This is a genomic window from Pseudoblastomonas aquimaris (genome assembly GCF_035481675.1).
Lineage (GTDB): Bacteria > Pseudomonadota > Alphaproteobacteria > Sphingomonadales > Sphingomonadaceae > Alteriqipengyuania_B.
The window spans coordinates 38,113-55,134 of record NZ_JAYJJW010000001.1 but is presented as its reverse complement, the minus strand read 5'-3'; the positions used below and the strand labels follow the sequence as shown (position 1 = coordinate 55,134).

Genomic DNA, 17,022 nt, shown 5'->3' with positions numbered 1-17,022 from the left:
GCTTGCCCTCGGCAACCGCCTCTGTAAAGCACTGCCGCATATGTTGGAGACCGTCATGAAGCCGCTAGCCGCCCTGATCCCAGCTTTCGCCCTGCTTGCCGGTGGTTGCGCCGCCGCACAGGAACCTGCGGCCAGCACGCCCCCGGCAGTGGTGCCGTCGACCGGCGACTCGCCCACGCTGGTGGTGGCGATCTCCGTCGACCAGCTTTCCTCGGACCTGTTCGAACAATATCGCGCCCATTACACGGGCGGGCTTGCACGACTGCTGAACGGTGCGGTCTTCCCCAACGGATACCAGGCGCAGGCGGCGACCGAGACGTGTCCCGGCCACTCGACCATCCTGACCGGCTTCTACCCCGCCAACACCGGCATCATCGCCAATGGCTGGGCGGATTTCACCGTGGCGCGGGACAACAAGGAAATCTACTGCGCGGAAGACCCGGCCAGGGTCCCGCAGTTAAGCGAGGAACGCTTTGTCGCCAGTTCCATCAACCTTCTTGTCCCCACGCTGGGCGGGCGGTTGAAAGCGGTTTCGCCGGGCAGCCGCAATGTCGCAATTTCCGGCAAGGATCGCGCCGCGCTGATGATGGCGGGGCCGACGGCGGATGCGATCTTCTGGTGGACCGGCAAGGGCTTCGGCAATTTCGGCGCCAGCGGGCCGAGCGCGTCGGTCGACCGGGTCAATGCGCAAGTGGCGGCAACGCTTGCGAGCGGTGCCCCTGCCCTGCCCGTCCCGTCCTATTGCGACAGCCGCAGCATTCCCTTCGCGGTGGGCGAGCGCACCGTGGGAACGGGCAGCTTCGCGCTCACTGCGGATGACGGACGCGGCTTCCTCGCCTCCCCGCGCAGCGACAGCGCGGTGCTCGATATCGCCGAAGGGCTGGTGGCTGAACACGATCTTGGCGGGCGCGGCGTGGTCGATGTCCTCTCGATCAGCCTGTCGGCCACCGACTATGTCGGCCACGGCTACGGCACCAACGGCGTCGAATCCTGCATCACGGTCGCCAATATCGACCGCGAGCTGGGCGATTTCTTCGCCGCGCTCGATGCCCGCGGCACGGACTATGTCGTGGTGCTGACCGCCGACCATGGCGGGCTCGACATTCCCGAACGCGCCACCGCGCAAGGCGCGCCCGACGCGCGCCGGGTCGATCCGGTCCTCGCGCCCGAAGCCGTCGGCGCGCGTATTTCCGAAGCGATGGGCTTCGAGGTACCGGCACTTGCGGGCGATTCGCCCTTCGGCGACGTCTACGTCCACCCGCTGGTCCCGGCCGAGCGACGCGCAGAAGTGCTCTCTATGGCTCAGGGCCTCTACGCGGCGCATCCGGATGTGGCGCAGACCTATACCAGCGCCCAGATCATGGAAGTCGACATCCCCGTGGGCGATCCGCGCGGCTGGTCGCTGCTGGAACGGCTGCGCGCCTCGCATTACCCCGGCCGTTCGGGCGATCTCCTCGTCCTGCTGCAGCCCGAAGTCACGCCGATCCCCGATCCCGGCAGCTATATCGCCACGCACGGCAGCCCGTGGGATTACGACCGCCGCGTGCCGATCCTGTTCTGGCGGACCGGCATCGCGAATTTCGAACAATCGCTGCCGATCGTGACGCCGGACATCCTGCCGACGCTGATGGGCGTGCTCGGCATGCCGGCAGCCGAAGGGCTGGACGGCGTGTGCCGCGATATCTTGGCCGGGGCGGGAAGCAGCTGCGAATGAGCGATCCTTCCCCCCCGGACCGGCGCGATCTCCTGATCCTTGGCGGCGGACTCGTCGGCATGACACTGGCGCTGACCGCCGCCCGCCGCGGCCTGACCAGCCATGTCGTCGATCGCGCCGATCCGGCGGAACTGACGGCGGAGGGGTATGACGGGCGCGCCACCGCGATCAGCACGGCCAGCTGGAACCTGTTCAAGAACATCGGCCTCGCCCCGGCGCTGGAACCACATGCCTGCCCCATCGCCAGTATCGCGGTGACGGACCAGCAGCGCCCCGGCCGGATCGACTTCCAGCCCGAGCCGCACGAAGGATCGCTCGGGCGCATGTTCGCCAACCGCACTTTGCGCACCGCCTTGTTCGAAGCCGCCGCGAAAGAGCCCAAGATCGCCTGGCACGCCAAGTCGGAGATAACCTCGCGCCAGCGTGACGCGCACGGCGTTTCGGCCACGCTGGCGGAAGGTACGGTACTTTCCGCCAGCCTGATGGTCGCCGCCGAGGGGCGCCGCTCCCCCACCCGCGACGAAGCGGGCATCGGCATGGCCCAATGGCAATACAGCCACGCCGCCATCGTCACCGGCCTCGCCCACGCGAAACCGCACGACAACGTCGCTTGGGAAATCTTTTACCCCGACGGGCCCTTCGCCCTCCTGCCCCTGCTCGACGGGCCGGACGGGCAGCATCGAAGCGCGCTGGTGTGGACCGTCGCGGCGGACGAGGCGGCGGCCTATGTCGGCCTCAACGACCGCGCGTTCCTGCACGAAGTGGAAAAGCGCATGGGCGGCATGTTCGGCTCGCTCTCGCTCGAAGGTTCGCGCGCGGCGTGGCCGCTCGGCTTCCATCACACGGCCAGGATCACGGAGGAGCGGCTGGTGCTGGTCGGCGACGCGGCCCACGGCATCCACCCGATCGCAGGCCAGGGACTGAACCTCGGCCTGCGCGACGTGGGCGCACTGGTCGAGGTGCTGGACGAAGGGCGGCGGCTGGGGCTCGAACCCGGCGACGCGCAACTGCTCAAGCGCTACGAGACGTGGCGTGGGCTCGACGCATTCTCGGTCGCGCTGGCGACCGACGGGCTCACCCGCCTGTTCGGCATCCCCGGCAAGGCGGCGAGCGCGGTCCGGCGACTCGGTATGGCCGGCGTCCAGCGCAGCGGCATGCTGAAGCGTTTCTTCATGGACGAGGCGCGCGGCGTATCGGGCGACTTGCCCGAGCTGCTCAAAGGCTAGTTTCGCCTGGCCGCGGGCGATGCAGTGACGCCCGGTTGCGTGACGTTCTGCCCATCGGCATCGCGCAGCAATTCAGGCTCCAGGATGGCTGCGCTTTCGAGCTGCTCCAAGGCATCCTGCATTCGGACATACCGTTCCGCATCGTCGAGCCAGTCTTCCGCGATGCCCGCGGTAGGGAGCCGCCGAATCTCCTCGATCGCGATTGAGACCCGCCCGTTCTGCAACGCCTCTTTCGCCCGCTCGACCCGGCGTTCGGGCTGCGGCGAAGGCGTATCGGTGCGGCGGATGATGAACAGCGAACCCAGGTTGCGCGAAAGGTTGGCGAAGAGCCCCTCGCCTTCCGGGTTGCCGACGAGGTCGTCCTCCATCCCGTTGAGGCGCGCGGCGAGCTCGTCCAGCCGGACAGGTTCGCGGCTGAGGTCGAGGATGGTGCGCACGGCGCGCGGCTTGGCCTCGCCGAAGCGCAGGCGCAACTGGTCGGCAAGGAAGCCCAGGTCGCCGCCGCGTTCCAGCGTGCGGCGGGTGGAAAATGCGATGAGCAGGCTTTCCGCGCGCGCTGCGTTGCCGGCGGCCGCCTCGGCCTGCAAATCCAGCCGGGCGAGCCGCTGTTCGAGCGCGGCGATGCGCTGGTCGAGGCCGCCGGTCTGGCGCACCACCTGGTCCACCTGGCGCGCAGTGGCAGGCTCGCTGGCGGTGGCGGACGGCGTGGGGCTGGGGTCTATCGTCGCATCGGGCAGCGCCGCGTCCAGCTCTTCGGGCGTTGGCACCTCCACATATTCGGTCGGCCGGTCGAACAGGCCGGTCTGCCACGCGGCGATGCCGGCCGCCGCCCCGCCGACGAGGAAGCCGACCAGCGCCACGGTGGCGATCAGCCGGGTTTTCGATTTCGGAGCCCGCTCGTTCCGCATGCGCGCAGGGTAATCTTCGATCATGAATTAAGGCTTGCCGATCCCATTGGCTGCCGCGGCAGCATCCCGTCCCTCAGGCCGTTTTACAGATTTGCGACACCAGCGCCAGCAAATGGGCGTCGTCGGGCCGTTCGGCGCTGTGGATTGCCGCCCAGCCGGGCCCTGCGGCAGCAGCAATCCGCGAGCCGAGCGCAGCCACGGCGACCCCCGCGCGGTCGACCCCCAACCGGTCGCATTCCTGCGCAAGGTGGCGCGCGGTGGCGGCCGAATGGAGCAGCGCGATGCCGCCCGGCAACCCTTGTGCCACGACCTCGTCCAGAGGCAGGGGCCAGACTTCGTAGACCGCGATCTCGTCCACCTCGACCTTGGCGGTGGGGCTGAGGTTCACTCGCTCGCTTCCGGACAGGCGCAACAGGTGGATATCCTGACCGGTCAAGCCGTCGAGCACTGTCTGCAAGCCGCCCTCGCCTGTCGTTGCGACCGAAAACCCTTTCGCCCGTGCGGCTTCGGCCGTCGCTTCGCCGACACAGTGTACCGGAAGCGCGCGCAAGCCTTGCAAGGCCCTGCCGCCGTGCCGGAAGACATTGGCACTGCCGACCAGCAGGCCGTCGTATTCACGCGCGGGCGGCGCATCCCAGGGCAGGGCCGCGACTTCGCCGAGCGGTGCTCCTTCAATCTCGATGCCATCATCTCGCCCGGCAGCAACCGTGCGGGACAATCCCGGCTCCGGCCTGAAGGCGAACACCCGGGTCACGCCGCCTCGAAAACGGAGCGGATGGCGGGCACCGCGCGGTCCAGCAGGTCGCGTGCGAGGCGGTGCGCCGGACCGTGATCGCCGCGCGCCATCGTTGCCGTGCCTTCCACGCGGTGGGCGCCGTCGGGGCTGAAGATCGCGGCTGTCAGCACGATCGCCTCGCCCTTGACTTCGGTCAGCGCGGCGATCGGGCTGTGGCACGTGCCGCCCAAGGCTGCGAGCAGCGCGCGCTCCGCCGAAACGCCTGCCCGCGTATCGGCATCGTCGAGCGGCGCCAGCAATTCCATCGCCCGCGGGTTCGCGGCAAGGCACTCGATCCCGATAGCCCCCTGCGACGGGGCCGGGAGCCATTCTTCCGCGTCGAGCGCGTGGCCGACGCCTGTCTCGCCCAACCGCTCCAGCCCTGCTGCAGCGAGAAAAGTTGCGTCCACCTCCTCCGCCGCGAGCTTTGCAAGCCGGGTTGCCACGTTGCCGCGGATGGAGACGACCTTGCAGTCCGGCCGGGCATTAAGGAGCTGCGCGGCCCGGCGCGGTGCGGAGGTGCCCACGACCGCGCCCGAAGGAATGGCGGCGATGCTGCGCGCACCGACCAGCCGGTCGCGCACATCGGCGCGCGGCAACATGGCGGCAATGGCGATTTCCTGCGGACGGATCGTCTCGACATCCTTCAGCGAATGGACCGCCGCATCGATGCGCCCTTCGGCGAGCCAGAGGTCGAGCTCGCGCGTCCACAGGGCCTTGCCGCCGATCTCCGCCAAGGGGCGATCCTGGATCTTGTCGCCGCTGGAAATGACGGGGACCAGCTCCACCTTTTCCCCGCTCCAGCCGTGCGCCGCGCACAGGCGGCGGGCCGTTTCCTCCGCCTGCGCCATCGCCAGTGGCGAACGGCGCGTGCCGAGCCTGATCTGCACTCCATCGGACATGCGTTTGCCCTAGTCGGCATATCGGCTAAGGGAAAGCGGCGATGGGGGTTGTCCTTGGCATTGAATCGAGCTGCGACGAAACCGCAGCAGCGCTCGTCACCCATGACAGGCGGATCCTGGCGGAGCGTATCGCTTCGCAGGTGGACGAACACGCGCCCTATGGCGGCGTGGTGCCGGAGATCGCCGCACGCGCCCATTCCGAACGGCTCGCGCCGTTGGTGCAGGAGGTGCTGGACGACGCGGGCCTCACTCTCGCCGATTGCGATGCGATCGCCGCCACCGCCGGCCCCGGGCTGATCGGCGGGGTCATGGTCGGCTTGGTCACGGCAAAGGCGCTGGCGATGGCGGGCGACAAGCCCCTGCTGGCGGTCAACCATCTGGAAGGTCACGCGCTGAGCCCCCGCCTGGCCGACGCGGCACTGCAATTCCCGTACGCCCTGTTGCTCGTATCCGGCGGGCACTGCCAGATCCTGCGCGTCGAGGGGGTCGGCCGGTACAGCCGCCTTGCGACGACCATCGACGACGCGCTGGGCGAGGCGTTCGACAAGACCGCCAAGATCCTCGGCCTCGGCTATCCCGGCGGTCCGGCGGTGGAGAAGCTGGCGCGCGGCGGCGATCCGCGCGCTGTCCCCCTGCCCCGCCCGCTGGTTGGCAGCGGGGAACCGCATTTCAGCTTCGCTGGGCTCAAGAGCGCGGTTATGCGCGTGCACGAAAGCGGCGAGCATGCCGATGCCGATATTGCCGCGAGCTTCCAGCAGGCCGCGATCGACTGCGTGATCGACCGGCTCGGCGTCGCATTCGAGACGATGCCGCCGGTCTACGCGCTGGTGGTGGCAGGCGGCGTCGCCGCGAATGCCGCAATGCGCGGGGCGCTGGAAGATTTCGCCGCCACCCTCGGCCTTCCCTTCTCTGCGCCGCCAATGGCGCTGTGCACCGATAACGCCGCGATGATCGCCTGGGCTGGGCAGGAACGGCTGGCTGCGGGATTTGCCGCCGACCCGCTCGACGTGTCCGCCCGTCCGCGCTGGCCGCTCGACCCCGATGCCGCCCCGGCGCGCGGTGCGGGAGTGAAGGCATGACCTCGGTCGCCGTGATCGGCGGCGGTGCGTGGGGCACCGCGCTGGCGCAGATGCTCGCCAGCGACGGGCGCGATGTGCTGCTGTGGGCGCGCGAGGCGGAAGTGGTGGAAGAGATCAATTCCGCCCAACGCAATTCCGCCTTCCTGCCCGGGGCCGAGCTTGCGCCTTCGATCCGGGCGACCGGCGATCTGGCCGCGCTCGAAGGGATCGACACGGTCCTCGCGGTCACGCCCGCCCAGCATCTCGGCAGCGTGATCGGCGCGATGGGCGCGAACCCGCGCGATCTCGTGCTGTGTTCGAAGGGGATCGAAGCGGGCACCGGCAAGCTGATGAACGACGTCGCGCGCGAAGCCGCCCCCGGAAGCGCCATCGCGGTGCTCAGTGGGCCGACCTTCGCGCACGAGGTTGCCGCCGGCCTGCCGACCGCCGTGACCCTCGCCTGCGCCGGCGGGCGAGAGCAGTGGGAGCGTCTGTCCCCCGTGATCGCGCGGGCCGCGTTCCGCCCCTATTATTCCGACGACGTGACCGGGGCGGAAATCGGCGGTGCGGTCAAGAACGTGCTCGCCATTGCCTGCGGCGTGGTCGACGGGCTCGGCCTCGGCCAGAATGCCCGCGCCGCGCTGATCGCGCGCGGCTATGCCGAAATGACCCGTTTCGGCGTGGCGCTGGGTGCGCAGCCGGAAACGCTGGCCGGGCTGTGCGGCCTCGGCGATCTCGTCCTGACCTGTTCTTCCACCTCCAGCCGCAATTTCTCGCTCGGCAAGGCGCTGGGCGAAGGCCAGTCGGCCGCGGTCCTGATGGCCAACCGCACCACCGTGGCAGAGGGCGCGCATACGGCGCCGGTCCTGGCCGGCCTCGCGGAACAACGCGGTATCGCCATGCCCATCGTGGCGGCGGTCGATCGCCTGCTGCAAGGCGCGGCGGCGCGCGACATCGTGACCGAGCTGCTCGCCCGGCCGCTCACCACCGAAGGGCAAGGCGCTTGAGCGATCCCGACGGCAAGGGCGCACCGCCGGCCAATCCCGCGACGAAGCCCGGTCCCGATGCGGCGGGCGGCGATATCGCCGCGCTGGCGAAGGGCGGGCAAACCAATTTCTTCGGTTTCCTGCTGCGCCTCGCCGCGCGCATACCCTTCCTGTTCATCGCCGGGCGCATGTACGGGGACGAGGCGATGGGCCGCTTCGCAGCCGCGCTCGTCATCATCGAACTGACCAGCCAGCTCGCCTGCCTCGGCCAGAAACGCGGCCTCGCACAGCAACTGAGCCAGGACGAGGATCGCCACCCGTCGCATGTGATCGCCGATGGCATGGTGATGAGCGCCATCGTCGCGGCGTGCTTCATGGTCCTGCTGTCGCTGTTTCCCGACCCGATGTTCCCGCGCGGCCGGAACGACGATCTTGCGTTGCTGCTGCCGCTTTCGATCCTGCCCTTCTGCCTGACGGAGATCGCGCTCGCCGGATGCGCCTATCGCTACGACATCGGCACCACGGTAAAGGCGCGCGCGGTGGTGGAACCGTGGACGATCTCCATTGCCGCGGGCGTGCTGTTCTACCTCACCCCCGATGCCGGGCTAGAGCTTGCCTACGTCCTGTCGATCTTCGCCGCCTGTTTCGCAACTTTCATCCCGCTCTACCGCGCCTATGGCCTGCCGCGCGGGTGGACGCCGCATCCGGGCCGCATCGGCCGGCTGGCGTGGAACAGCCTGCCGCTGGCCGGTGCCGACGCGGTCGAATGGGGCACGCGCAAGCTCGACATCGCGATCCTTGCCCAGTTCGCCAGCCTGTCCACCATCGGCATCTACTACGCCGTCCAGCAAGTCACCTCGCTCCCCAGCAAGCTGAAGACCAGTTTCGAGCCTATCCTCGGCCCAGTCATCACTCGCAAGCTGAAGGAAAAGGACTACAAGGCCATCGGCAAGCAGGTGTGCCAGGTCGGCTTCTGGATCCTCGCGATGCAGGCCGGCATCGCGCTGGCGCTCGGCATTCCGGGCGAGGCTGTGATGGGCCTGATCGGACCGGAATTCGTCAGCGGCACTGGCGCGCTCGCGATCCTGCTGGCCGCCGAGGTGGTCGCCGCGCTGGCCGTGGTTTCTGAAGCGGCGCTGATCTACATGGCGCGGATGAAGAACCTCTACGTGTCGCTATTCACCATCGGCCTGCAGGCCGCGCTGACGATCGGCGCGATGCTGGCGATTGAACACTATGGCATGCGCGAATCGCTGAAAGCGCCTGCCGCGGCTGCCGCGCTGTTCATCACCCTCGGTACGGCGAGCTTGGTGAAAAGCTTCATGCTCGGCCGCCTGCTCGGCTTTTCGGTCAACAACTTCCGCTGGGCGCTGGTCTATGCCGCCGCGCCGGCCGTGGTGGTCGGCTATCTCGCCACGCTGCTGCCCGAATGGCTCGAGCTGCTGGTCGGCATCCCGGCGATCCTCGGCACCTATGGTGCGGTGATTTGGTTCCGGGGCTTCGGGCCGGAAGACCGCGTGCTGTTCAGTCGCAAGGTGCGAAAGGATGCGGAGGCCGTGCCATGATGGCCCGCAACATCGGCAAAATCGCCGGCGGTGCGGTGCTCGTCATCGCACTCGGCTGGCTGGGTGCGGCGCGCAGCGGGCCCGACATCGTCGCCCCGCTCGAGGCTGCGGCGGCAAGGGAAATCGCGGCCAACGGCGGGGTCGGCGTGACGGCCGATTTCACGCTGGGCGACAGCTGGCTGACCCGTCACCCCATCCTGGAAGGCGGGGAGCGGCTGCCCGATGCGGTGCGCGCCGATATCGCCCGGGCGGTCGACGCCATTCCGGGCGTGGGCGGCATCAGCTGGGGCAATGGCGGCACGCCCGGCGCGGTGGAGGCCGCTGCGGCGCAAAGCCCGCTCCACTGCCAGGAAGATGTCGAGGCCTTGCTGCGTGCCCGTTCCATCCGCTTCGAGGAATCCTCCGCCGCCATCGAGAGAGGCAGCGTCGCGCTGGTGGACGAGGTGGCGGAAGCGCTGCGCCCGTGCCTTGGCGCGATCATCGCCATCACCGGCCACACCGACCGCTCCGGCCCCGAACCGGGCAACATCGCCCTGTCTGGCGAGCGCGCCGCAGCCGTGCGCGACGCGCTGATGCGGCGCGGCATCCCGGCGGACGGGCTGCGCATCCGCGGGGTCGGCAGCCGCGAACCGGTCGAGGGCCTCGACCCCGCCGACCCGGCCAACCGCCGCATCGAATTCGACGTGGTGGCCACCGTGCCGCTGCGCCCGACGCCGATCGACACGCCGGGGCCGCGCTGAACCATGACGGATAAGGGGCTGTAATCGTGCCGATTGTCATCGAACTGGTCGTGCTGCTACTCTTGGCCTACGCCATCGGCCTCGCCATCGGCTGGGGCCTGTGGGGGCGCACGGGCGGACCGGGCGCGCTCGACGACTGAATAACAAGGGCGGAGGAAGCTTCCGCTGCAAGGGGATCAGGTAATGGATACGATGCTCGCGGAAAACTGGTGGCTGGTCGTTGCCGCGCTGCTGATCGGCTTGCTGGTTGCATGGTGGATATTCTCCTCCACGCGTCGGACCACGGTAACACGGGACGAAGCGCCCGACGTCGGCGAGCCGGGCAAGGCGAAGCGCAACCAGGCGCTGATCGATTCCCCGCGCGAAACCACGCAGGATAGCGGCGCGGCGGCAGAGGCGATCGCGCCCAGCGTCGCGGGAATGGGCGGGGTCGCCATGGCCGCGACCCAGCTTGCCACGAAATCCGAGCCGGAGGCCGAGCCCGAGCGTGTGGCCGCGGTACCCACGCCGGAGGCTCAACCGGCCTCTGCAAGCGAGCCGGTTCCCGCAGGTGCGGACGACCTGACGCAGATCAAAGGCCTCGGCCCGCGGATTTCCGCCCGTTTGCAGGAGGCCGGCGTCACCAGCTTCGCGCAGATCGCCGGCTGGAGCGAAGCCGACATCGACGAATTCGACGAGCGGATGAACTTCAAGGGCCGCGTTCGCCGCGACCGCTGGGTCGACCAGGCCCGCATGCTCGCGAGCGGCGACCGCGCCGCTTACGAGGCGGAGTTCGGCAAGCTTTGAACCAGCGCCTCCCGAGATCCGCGGGAACCGGCGCTTTCATCGCGCATTGTGCTTCCTAATGGGTCGAACAGCCGCGCAAGCGCGCGAGGGAGAACACTATGCACGGTCCCGCCGACACCAAAGCCCGTCCCGTGGTGATGATTGCAGAGGATGAATTCCTCGTCGCGCTCGACATGAGCGAAACGGTCGAGATTGCCGGCTTCGGCATCGAAGGGCCGCACGCCACGGTGCAGACGGCCGAAGAAGCGCTCACCGAAGTGACGCCCGATTGCGCGGTGCTCGACATCAACCTGTACGACCACGATGTCTTCCCGCTGGCCGACAAGTTGCAGGCCGCCCACGTGCCGATCATCTTCCATTCCGCCCACGGGCAGATGCACGAGTTGCAGGAACGTTATCCCGATGCGCAGCTGTGCGAAAAGCCCTGCCCGCCCTCGCAGCTGCTCGACATCATCCGCGCCACGGTGAAGGAACAGGAGACCGCCTGACGGCTGCACGCCGCTTGGCTTGACCGCGCCATGGCGCTAGGGCCGCCTGCATAGCAGGAGACACCCGAGCATGGCCGAAATGGCACCTTTCGACTGGTCCGATCCCTTCCGCCTGGAAGACCAGCTTACCGAAGAAGAACGCATGATCCGCGACGCCGCGCACGGTTTCGCGCAAGGCGAGCTGCAGCCGCGCGTGATCGAGGCTTTCGCCAACGAGATCGACGCACCGGAACTGTTCCCGCTGATGGGCCAGGCCGGGATGCTGGGCGTCACCATCCCCGAAGACTTTGGCGGATCGGGCGCAAGCTATGTCGCCTACGGCCTCGTCGCGCGCGAGATCGAACGGGTCGACAGCGGGTACCGTTCGATGGCGAGCGTGCAGAGCTCGCTGGTCGCCTATCCCATCCACGCGTTCGGTACGCCCGAACAGCACGCCAAGTACCTTCCCGGCCTGTGTTCGGGCGAGCTGATCGGCTGTTTCGGCCTGACCGAGCCGGACGCCGGTTCCGACCCCGCCGGCATGAAGACCGTCGCGAAGAAGGACGGCGACGGATACGTACTGAACGGCAGCAAGACCTGGATTTCCAACGCGCCCTTCGCCGATGTCTTCGTGGTCTGGGCCAAGAGCGAGGAGCACGGCGGCGGCATCAAGGGCTTCGTGCTCGAAAAGGGCATGAAGGGCCTCTCCGCCCCCAAGATCGAAGGCAAGATCTCGCTGCGTGCCAGCACCACCGGCATGATCGTGATGGACGATGTGAAGGTCGGCGCCGATGCGCTGCTACCCGAAGTGCAGGGGCTGAAGGGACCGTTCAGCTGCCTCAACCGCGCGCGCTACGGCATCAGCTGGGGCGCGCTGGGCGCGGCGGAGTTCTGCATGCACGCCGCACGGCAATACGGCCTCGACCGGCAACAGTTCGGCGTGCCGCTCGCCAGCAAGCAGCTCTACCAGAAGAAGCTTGCCGATATGATGACCGACATTTCGCTGGGCCTTCAGGCCAGCCTGCAGGTCGGCCGCCTGATGGACGAAGGCAAGTTCGCGCCCGAGATGATCAGCATCGTGAAGCGCAACAATGTCGGCAAGGCGCTGGAAATCGCCCGCCACGCCCGCGACATGCACGGCGGCAACGGCATTTCGGAAGAATACCAGGTCATCCGCCACATGGTGAACCTGGAAACGGTCAACACCTACGAAGGCACCGCCGACGTTCACGCGCTGATTTTGGGCCGTGCGATCACCGGGATCGCCGCGTTCTAGGTCAGTCGTCCTGTCCCTTTACGGGGGACGGGGTTTCCAGCCGCAATGCCGCGTCAGAGAAACGGATGGGCGTGCGGATACCCTCCACGCTGACGCCGTCGGCGCGCTCCAGCGTCACGCGCATCCCGCGCGCGGCGATCTGCGGGTCTTCCAGCGCGTCTGCCACGGTGTTGATCGGGCCGCCGGGGATGTTCGCGCCCTCCAGCGCGGCGAGCAGCCCGTCGCGAGTGTAGCCCTTCGTCTTCGCGGCGATCGCATTTGACAGGCCGGCGCGGTGTTCCACACGACCGCCATTCGTCGCCCAATCCTCGCGCCGCGGCAGGTCGAGCAGGTCGACCAGCCGCGCGAATTGCCGGTCGTTGCCGACCGCGATTATCAGCCAGCCGTCGCTGCACGGGAAGGCTTCGTAGGGCACCACATTGGGATGGCGGTTGCCCATGCGCGTCGGGCTGGTGCCACTGGCGAGGTAATTCATCGCCTGGTTGGCGAGCGTGCCGGTCATCACGTCGAACAACGCCATGTCGACCTGCTGGCCCTTCCCCGTCCGCTCCCGCTGCAACAGCGCGGCCTGGATCCCGATGGCGGAATAGAGGCCGGTCATGATGTCGGCATAGGCAACGCCGATCTTCTGCGGCGCGCCTTCGGGATCGCCGGTCAGGTCCATAATCCCGCTCATCGCCTGGACGATGAAGTCGTAGCCGGGGCGCGGGGCATAGGGGCCATCCTGCCCGAAACCGGTGATCGAACACCACACGAGGCGGGGGTGATCGGCCGCGAGGCTGACGTAGTCGAGCCCGTATTTGGCGAGGCCACCCAGCTTGAAATTCTCGATCACCACGTCCGCGCCGGCGATCAGCGCACGCGCTTTCGCCCGGCCTTCCTCGGTGGTAAAATCGGCGGTGACGCTGCGCTTGCCGCGGTTGGTGGCGTGGTAATAGGCCGCATCGCGCGTGCCGTCCGCATTCTCGATCCACGGCGGGCCCCAGCCGCGCGTTTCGTCGCCTGCGGGCCCCTCGACCTTGATGACTTCCGCGCCAAGGTCGGCGAGGATCTGCCCCGCCCACGGCCCGGCCAGCACGCGGGCGAGTTCGACGACCCTGATCCCGGCGAGCGGGTGCTCCTTCGTCACCGCGGCCGCCTCACAGCGTTTCGATGATGCCGCTGAAGTCCTTGCCGCCGCTTTCCACCGCGAAGACTTCGTACAGCCGCTTCGCATGCTCGCCCAGTTCGACCTTGGCGCCGGCGGTTTCGGCGGCTTCCATCGCCAGCTTCAGGTCTTTCAGCATCAATGCGGAGGCAAACCCGCCTTCGTAGCCCTTGTCCGCCGGGCTTTCGACGCCCACGCCAGGCATCGGGGTGTAGGCGTTCAAGGACCAGCAATAGCCGGACGATTGCGAGCTAATTTCGTAGAATTTCTGCGGGTCCAGGCCCAGCTTTTGCGCCATCGTCATCGCCTCGGCCGTGCCGATCATCGAAATGGCGAGCAGCATGTTGTTGCAGATCTTGGCCGTCTGGCCTGCGCCGGCATCGCCCGCGTGGATCACCGCCTTGCCCATCGCCTGCAGGATCGGCTCGGCGCGGCCGAATGCCTCCTCGGTCCCGCCGACCATGAAAGTCAGCGTGCCGCCGTTGGCCGCCGCGATCCCGCCGCTGACCGGCGCATCGACCATCGCGTAGCCTGCCGCCTCCGCCGCGGCGGAGACGTCCTTCGCCGTGGCAACGTCGATGGTGGAGCAATCGAGCAGCACCGCGCCATCGGGCGCATGGCCGATCACGTCATCTGTATAGACCGATTTCACGATCCCGCCGTTGGGCAGCATGGAAACTACGGCTTCGACGCCCTCGACCGCTTCTTTCGCAGTGGAGAACGTCTCGCACCCGTTGCTGCGCGCGGTTTCGAGCGCCGCTTCGCTCAGGTCGAAGGCGCGGACCGCATTGCCGGCCTTTGCCAAGTTCGCGGCCATCCCGCCGCCCATGTTGCCGAGGCCGATGAAGGCGATTTTCATTCGTTGATCCTTTCGAATCCCGCGCTTGTGATCTCGAAGACTGGCTCAAACATCCCTTGCGGCTTTTCGGTAAAATTCAAAAAACCCAACTGATGCATTTTGCGGACAACATATTTGTCCATCCAAAGCCTACCCTTTGGCTCCAATTTAAGCCCTTGGGCCGGCAGCTTGGTCCCGACTGTGACAGAATTTTTGTCGGCGGCAATTCGCGAGTATGCGCGGAAAAAGGCTCGATTGCGAGGCGTATCGCCTGCTCCGTCATCCTCATTAGAATACCACCATTCCAATCTAGCCGCCTCTTCGCGCTTTAGGTCTTTGACGGTGAAATCGTGCGGAGAGTCGTGACCAGTTTTCGCAAGTTCTTCTCGAAAAATGCGGAGCGCTTCTCCCTTCCTCATTCTATCTTCCCTTCCACTGCCCTTCGCGCTTTTCGACGAAGGCGGCCATGCCTTCGGCCTTGTCTTCGGTCGCGGTGAGGATCTGGAACAGGCGGCGTTCGTGCAGCACGCCCTGCGTCAGCGTGGTTTCGTAGGCCGCGTTGACCATTTCCTTGTTCACCATCGCGGCCATCGGCGGCATCGCGGCGATGGCGGCGGCGGTCTTCTTCGCTTCCGTCATCAGTTCGTCATGCTCCACCACGCGGGCGACGAGGCCGCTGCGCTCCGCTTCCGCGGCGTCCATCATCCGCCCGGTCAGGCACATTTCCATCGCCTTCGCCTTGCCCACCGCGCGGGTCAGGCGCTGGCTGCCGCCCATGCCGGGCGCGACGCCCAGCTTGATCTCCGGCTGGCCGAACTTTGCCTTGTCCGATGCGATGATGAAGTCCGCCATCATGGCAAGCTCGCACCCGCCGCCGAGCGCGAAGCCGTTCACGGCCGCGATCCACGGCTTGCGCGTCGCTTCCACGATGTGGCTGGTCCACTTGGCGAAGAAATCCTGCAGGTAGAAATCGGCCGCCGCCTTGTCGGACATTTCCTTGATGTCGGCCCCTGCGGCAAAAGCCTTGTCGCCCGCACCGGTGATGATGGCACAGCGCTGGCTGTCGTCCACCTGGTAGGCTTCGAATGCGCCGATCAGATCGTCCAGCACCTTGCTCGACAGCGCATTCAGCGCTTCCGGACGGTTGAGTGTGACGATCGTCACCGCGCCTTCGGTTTCGGTGGTGATAGTTTCGTAGCTCATAGCGGGGTCCATTCTTCGTCATCCGGGAGCGGCGCGAAGATGCTGTCGATCAGCTCCTCGCTCACCTCGTCCGGCGTCGGCGGGTTCCATTTCGGGCTGTGGTCCTTGTCCACGATCACCGCGCGCACGCCCTCGGCGAAATCGGGGCGCAGCAGCACGCGGCTGCCGATGCGATATTCCATGCGCATATTGTCGGCGAAATCGGTCATCCTCTCGCCTTCGGCCAGTTGTCGCAGCGCGACCTTCAGCGTCTGCGGGCTCTTGGTGCCGAGCGTGTCGCGTTCCTTCTGTGCCCACTCGTCGCCTTCTTCGGCGGCATCTTCCAGGCTGGCGACGATGTCCTCCAGCCTGTCGGAGGCGAAGTGCTTGCGGATCCTGTCGGCATTCTCCTCGATCCGCGCCTTGGGCGGGGTGCCGACCATTTCCGACATCACGCCCGCGATGCGGCCCGGCTTTTCGATGATGCGCGCTTTCGCTTCGGCCAGCATCTCGCTCGGCACGTAATGGGTGGCGATGCCGGCCCACAGGCATTCCGCCCCGTCCAGCCGCGCACCGGTAAGCGCGAGGAACTGGCCGAGCCGCCCGCCGAGCCGCGGCAAGTGCCAGCCGCCGCCCACGTCGGGGAACAGGCCAATGCCGGTTTCCGGCATGGCGAAGCGCGTATTTTCCGTCGCAACGCGGTACTTGCACGGCATCGCGATGCCCACGCCGCCGCCCATGGTGATGCCGTCCATGAAAGCCACGATGGGCTTGGTATAGGTCATCATCTGGTGGTTGAGGCGGTATTCGTCGTGGAAGAACTTGCGGCCCGAGACGCCGCCGTCGTTCAGCGCGGAGTTGCGCAGCATCTGGATATCGCCGCCGGCGCAGAAACCGCGCCCTTCGGCATGGTCGAGGATCACCGCCTCGATCTCGCTATCGTCCGCCCACTCGGCCAGCGCCGCGCTCATCGCGTGGCACATGTCGAGGGTCAGCGCATGGAGCGCCTTGGGCCGGTTGAGGCTGATATGGCCGACCCGGCCATGGCGGTGGATGAGTACGTCTTCTGTCATTGTGCCTTGCTCGGTTCGATCAGGTCCCAGCGGTTCCCCCAGGGGTCACTGAAGACCGCCACGGTTCCGTAAATTTCCTGCCGGGCTTCTTCTGCAAATTCCACACCCCATGCGGTCATGCGCGCCTGTGTCCGGGCGAAATCATCGGTCTCGACAAACCACCCGACGCGCCCGCCGGCCTGGTTACCAACCGCCGCGCGCTGCCCGTCGTTGGCCGCGCGGGCGAGCAGCAGCTTGCCGCCGCGGGTCCCGCGAACGACCACCCATCGCTTGCCCGCGCCGAGATCGGCGTCCTCTTCGACCAAAAAGCCGAGCGCGCCGGTGAAGAAGTCGATCGCCTCGTCGTAATCCGGGACGAGTAGGGCTGTCATGGATAATC

Annotated in this window: 18 protein-coding genes; 9 read left to right on the top strand and 9 right to left on the bottom strand. The window is 67.4% G+C overall.

The window, feature by feature from the left end; translation table 11 throughout:
- Nucleotides 1–40: 40 nt before the first annotated feature.
- Nucleotides 41–1,714 (top strand): alkaline phosphatase family protein, encoded by a 1,674-nt coding sequence (locus VCJ71_RS00260; RefSeq protein ID WP_324638315.1) that lies wholly within the window; start codon nucleotides 41–43, stop codon nucleotides 1,712–1,714.
- Nucleotides 1,711–2,940, top strand: a complete 1,230-nt coding sequence (locus VCJ71_RS00255; RefSeq protein ID WP_324638312.1) for an FAD-dependent monooxygenase — start codon at nucleotides 1,711–1,713, stop codon at nucleotides 2,938–2,940. Before VCJ71_RS00260 ends, VCJ71_RS00255 begins: the two co-directional genes overlap by 4 nt.
- On the opposite strand, the gene VCJ71_RS00250 is transcribed toward VCJ71_RS00255, so the two are convergent.
- Genes VCJ71_RS00250 through hemC form a run of 3 tightly spaced genes read right to left on the bottom strand, consistent with a single transcriptional unit; the run spans nucleotide 2,937 to nucleotide 5,525 of the window.
- Nucleotides 2,937–3,872 (bottom strand): hypothetical protein, encoded by a 936-nt coding sequence (locus VCJ71_RS00250; RefSeq protein ID WP_324638309.1) that lies wholly within the window; start codon nucleotides 3,870–3,872, stop codon nucleotides 2,937–2,939. The two genes, VCJ71_RS00255 and VCJ71_RS00250, sit on opposite strands and share 4 nt — an antisense overlap.
- Before the next feature lie 49 nt (nucleotides 3,873–3,921).
- A complete protein-coding gene (locus VCJ71_RS00245) occupies nucleotides 3,922–4,602 on the bottom strand; it encodes a uroporphyrinogen-III synthase (protein WP_324638307.1) in 681 nt (226 codons plus the stop codon).
- A complete protein-coding gene (gene hemC / locus VCJ71_RS00240; protein ID WP_324638305.1) occupies nucleotides 4,599–5,525 on the bottom strand; it encodes a hydroxymethylbilane synthase in 927 nt (308 codons plus the stop codon). The genes VCJ71_RS00245 and hemC overlap by 4 nt, the downstream gene beginning before the upstream one ends.
- 41 nt (nucleotides 5,526–5,566) lie before the next feature.
- Between hemC and tsaD the strand changes: the two genes are divergently transcribed.
- The 7 genes from tsaD (at nucleotide 5,567) to VCJ71_RS00205 (ending at nucleotide 12,403) form a co-directional block, all read left to right on the top strand.
- Nucleotides 5,567–6,604, top strand: a complete 1,038-nt coding sequence (gene tsaD, locus VCJ71_RS00235; protein ID WP_324638304.1) for a tRNA (adenosine(37)-N6)-threonylcarbamoyltransferase complex transferase subunit TsaD — start codon at nucleotides 5,567–5,569, stop codon at nucleotides 6,602–6,604.
- Entirely contained in the window at nucleotides 6,601–7,590 is a 990-nt protein-coding gene (locus VCJ71_RS00230) for an NAD(P)H-dependent glycerol-3-phosphate dehydrogenase (protein WP_324638302.1), read from the top strand. Before tsaD ends, VCJ71_RS00230 begins: the two co-directional genes overlap by 4 nt.
- Nucleotides 7,587–9,134: a lipopolysaccharide biosynthesis protein gene (locus VCJ71_RS00225; protein WP_324638301.1), complete on the top strand. Its 1,548-nt coding sequence runs from the start codon at nucleotides 7,587–7,589 to the stop codon at nucleotides 9,132–9,134. Before VCJ71_RS00230 ends, VCJ71_RS00225 begins: the two co-directional genes overlap by 4 nt.
- Nucleotides 9,131–9,874 (top strand): OmpA family protein, encoded by a 744-nt coding sequence (locus VCJ71_RS00220; protein WP_324638299.1) that lies wholly within the window; start codon nucleotides 9,131–9,133, stop codon nucleotides 9,872–9,874. The genes VCJ71_RS00225 and VCJ71_RS00220 overlap by 4 nt, the downstream gene beginning before the upstream one ends.
- 183 nt (nucleotides 9,875–10,057) lie before the next feature.
- Nucleotides 10,058–10,660, top strand: a complete 603-nt coding sequence (locus tag VCJ71_RS00215) for a hypothetical protein (protein ID WP_324638297.1) — start codon at nucleotides 10,058–10,060, stop codon at nucleotides 10,658–10,660.
- 98 nt (nucleotides 10,661–10,758) lie between these two features.
- Nucleotides 10,759–11,148 (top strand): response regulator, encoded by a 390-nt coding sequence (locus VCJ71_RS00210; protein ID WP_324638295.1) that lies wholly within the window; start codon nucleotides 10,759–10,761, stop codon nucleotides 11,146–11,148.
- Nucleotides 11,149–11,227: 79 nt separating this feature from the next.
- The gene (locus VCJ71_RS00205) at nucleotides 11,228–12,403 is read left to right on the top strand and encodes an acyl-CoA dehydrogenase (protein ID WP_324640842.1); all 1,176 of its coding nucleotides are present in this window, start codon (nucleotides 11,228–11,230) and stop codon (nucleotides 12,401–12,403) included.
- A gap of 1 nt (nucleotide 12,404) precedes the next feature.
- Here VCJ71_RS00205 and VCJ71_RS00200 read toward each other — a convergent pair whose 3' ends face one another.
- The 6 genes from VCJ71_RS00200 to VCJ71_RS00175 are packed head-to-tail and all read right to left on the bottom strand — an operon-like array spanning nucleotide 12,405 to nucleotide 17,014.
- The gene (locus VCJ71_RS00200) at nucleotides 12,405–13,532 is read right to left on the bottom strand and encodes a CaiB/BaiF CoA transferase family protein (RefSeq protein ID WP_324638293.1); all 1,128 of its coding nucleotides are present in this window, start codon (nucleotides 13,530–13,532) and stop codon (nucleotides 12,405–12,407) included.
- A 10-nt stretch (nucleotides 13,533–13,542) separates the two neighbouring features.
- A complete protein-coding gene (mmsB, locus tag VCJ71_RS00195; RefSeq protein ID WP_324638291.1) occupies nucleotides 13,543–14,409 on the bottom strand; it encodes a 3-hydroxyisobutyrate dehydrogenase in 867 nt (288 codons plus the stop codon).
- A complete protein-coding gene (locus VCJ71_RS00190; protein ID WP_324638290.1) occupies nucleotides 14,406–14,807 on the bottom strand; it encodes a hypothetical protein in 402 nt (133 codons plus the stop codon). The genes mmsB and VCJ71_RS00190 overlap by 4 nt, the downstream gene beginning before the upstream one ends.
- 1 nt (nucleotide 14,808) lies before the next feature.
- Nucleotides 14,809–15,591: an enoyl-CoA hydratase-related protein gene (locus VCJ71_RS00185; RefSeq protein ID WP_324638287.1), complete on the bottom strand. Its 783-nt coding sequence runs from the start codon at nucleotides 15,589–15,591 to the stop codon at nucleotides 14,809–14,811.
- Nucleotides 15,588–16,643, bottom strand: a complete 1,056-nt coding sequence (locus VCJ71_RS00180) for an enoyl-CoA hydratase/isomerase family protein (protein ID WP_324638285.1) — start codon at nucleotides 16,641–16,643, stop codon at nucleotides 15,588–15,590. The genes VCJ71_RS00185 and VCJ71_RS00180 overlap by 4 nt, the downstream gene beginning before the upstream one ends.
- Entirely contained in the window at nucleotides 16,640–17,014 is a 375-nt protein-coding gene (locus VCJ71_RS00175; protein WP_324638283.1) for a VOC family protein, read from the bottom strand. The genes VCJ71_RS00180 and VCJ71_RS00175 overlap by 4 nt, the downstream gene beginning before the upstream one ends.
- Between the last annotated feature and the right edge of the window lie 8 nt (nucleotides 17,015–17,022).

What these genes read in the sequence shown, in the direction of transcription:
- VCJ71_RS00260 (WP_324638315.1), top strand. Translation starts at nt 41, where the DNA reads ATGTTGGAGACCGTCATGAAGCCGCTAGCCGCCCTGATCCCAGCTTTC.
- VCJ71_RS00255 (WP_324638312.1), top strand. Translation starts at nt 1,711, where the DNA reads ATGAGCGATCCTTCCCCCCCGGACCGGCGCGATCTCCTGATCCTTGGC.
- VCJ71_RS00250 (WP_324638309.1), bottom strand. Translation starts at nt 3,872, where the DNA reads ATGATCGAAGATTACCCTGCGCGCATGCGGAACGAGCGGGCTCCGAAA.
- hemC (WP_324638305.1), bottom strand. Translation starts at nt 5,525, where the DNA reads ATGTCCGATGGAGTGCAGATCAGGCTCGGCACGCGCCGTTCGCCACTG.
- tsaD (WP_324638304.1), top strand. Translation starts at nt 5,567, where the DNA reads ATGGGGGTTGTCCTTGGCATTGAATCGAGCTGCGACGAAACCGCAGCA.
- VCJ71_RS00230 (WP_324638302.1), top strand. Translation starts at nt 6,601, where the DNA reads ATGACCTCGGTCGCCGTGATCGGCGGCGGTGCGTGGGGCACCGCGCTG.
- VCJ71_RS00220 (WP_324638299.1), top strand. Translation starts at nt 9,131, where the DNA reads ATGATGGCCCGCAACATCGGCAAAATCGCCGGCGGTGCGGTGCTCGTC.
- VCJ71_RS00215 (WP_324638297.1), top strand. Translation starts at nt 10,058, where the DNA reads ATGGATACGATGCTCGCGGAAAACTGGTGGCTGGTCGTTGCCGCGCTG.
- VCJ71_RS00210 (WP_324638295.1), top strand. Translation starts at nt 10,759, where the DNA reads ATGCACGGTCCCGCCGACACCAAAGCCCGTCCCGTGGTGATGATTGCA.
- VCJ71_RS00205 (WP_324640842.1), top strand. Translation starts at nt 11,228, where the DNA reads ATGGCACCTTTCGACTGGTCCGATCCCTTCCGCCTGGAAGACCAGCTT.
- mmsB (WP_324638291.1), bottom strand. Translation starts at nt 14,409, where the DNA reads ATGAAAATCGCCTTCATCGGCCTCGGCAACATGGGCGGCGGGATGGCC.
- VCJ71_RS00190 (WP_324638290.1), bottom strand. Translation starts at nt 14,807, where the DNA reads ATGAGGAAGGGAGAAGCGCTCCGCATTTTTCGAGAAGAACTTGCGAAA.
- VCJ71_RS00185 (WP_324638287.1), bottom strand. Translation starts at nt 15,591, where the DNA reads ATGAGCTACGAAACTATCACCACCGAAACCGAAGGCGCGGTGACGATC.
- VCJ71_RS00180 (WP_324638285.1), bottom strand. Translation starts at nt 16,643, where the DNA reads ATGACAGAAGACGTACTCATCCACCGCCATGGCCGGGTCGGCCATATC.
- VCJ71_RS00175 (WP_324638283.1), bottom strand. Translation starts at nt 17,014, where the DNA reads ATGACAGCCCTACTCGTCCCGGATTACGACGAGGCGATCGACTTCTTC.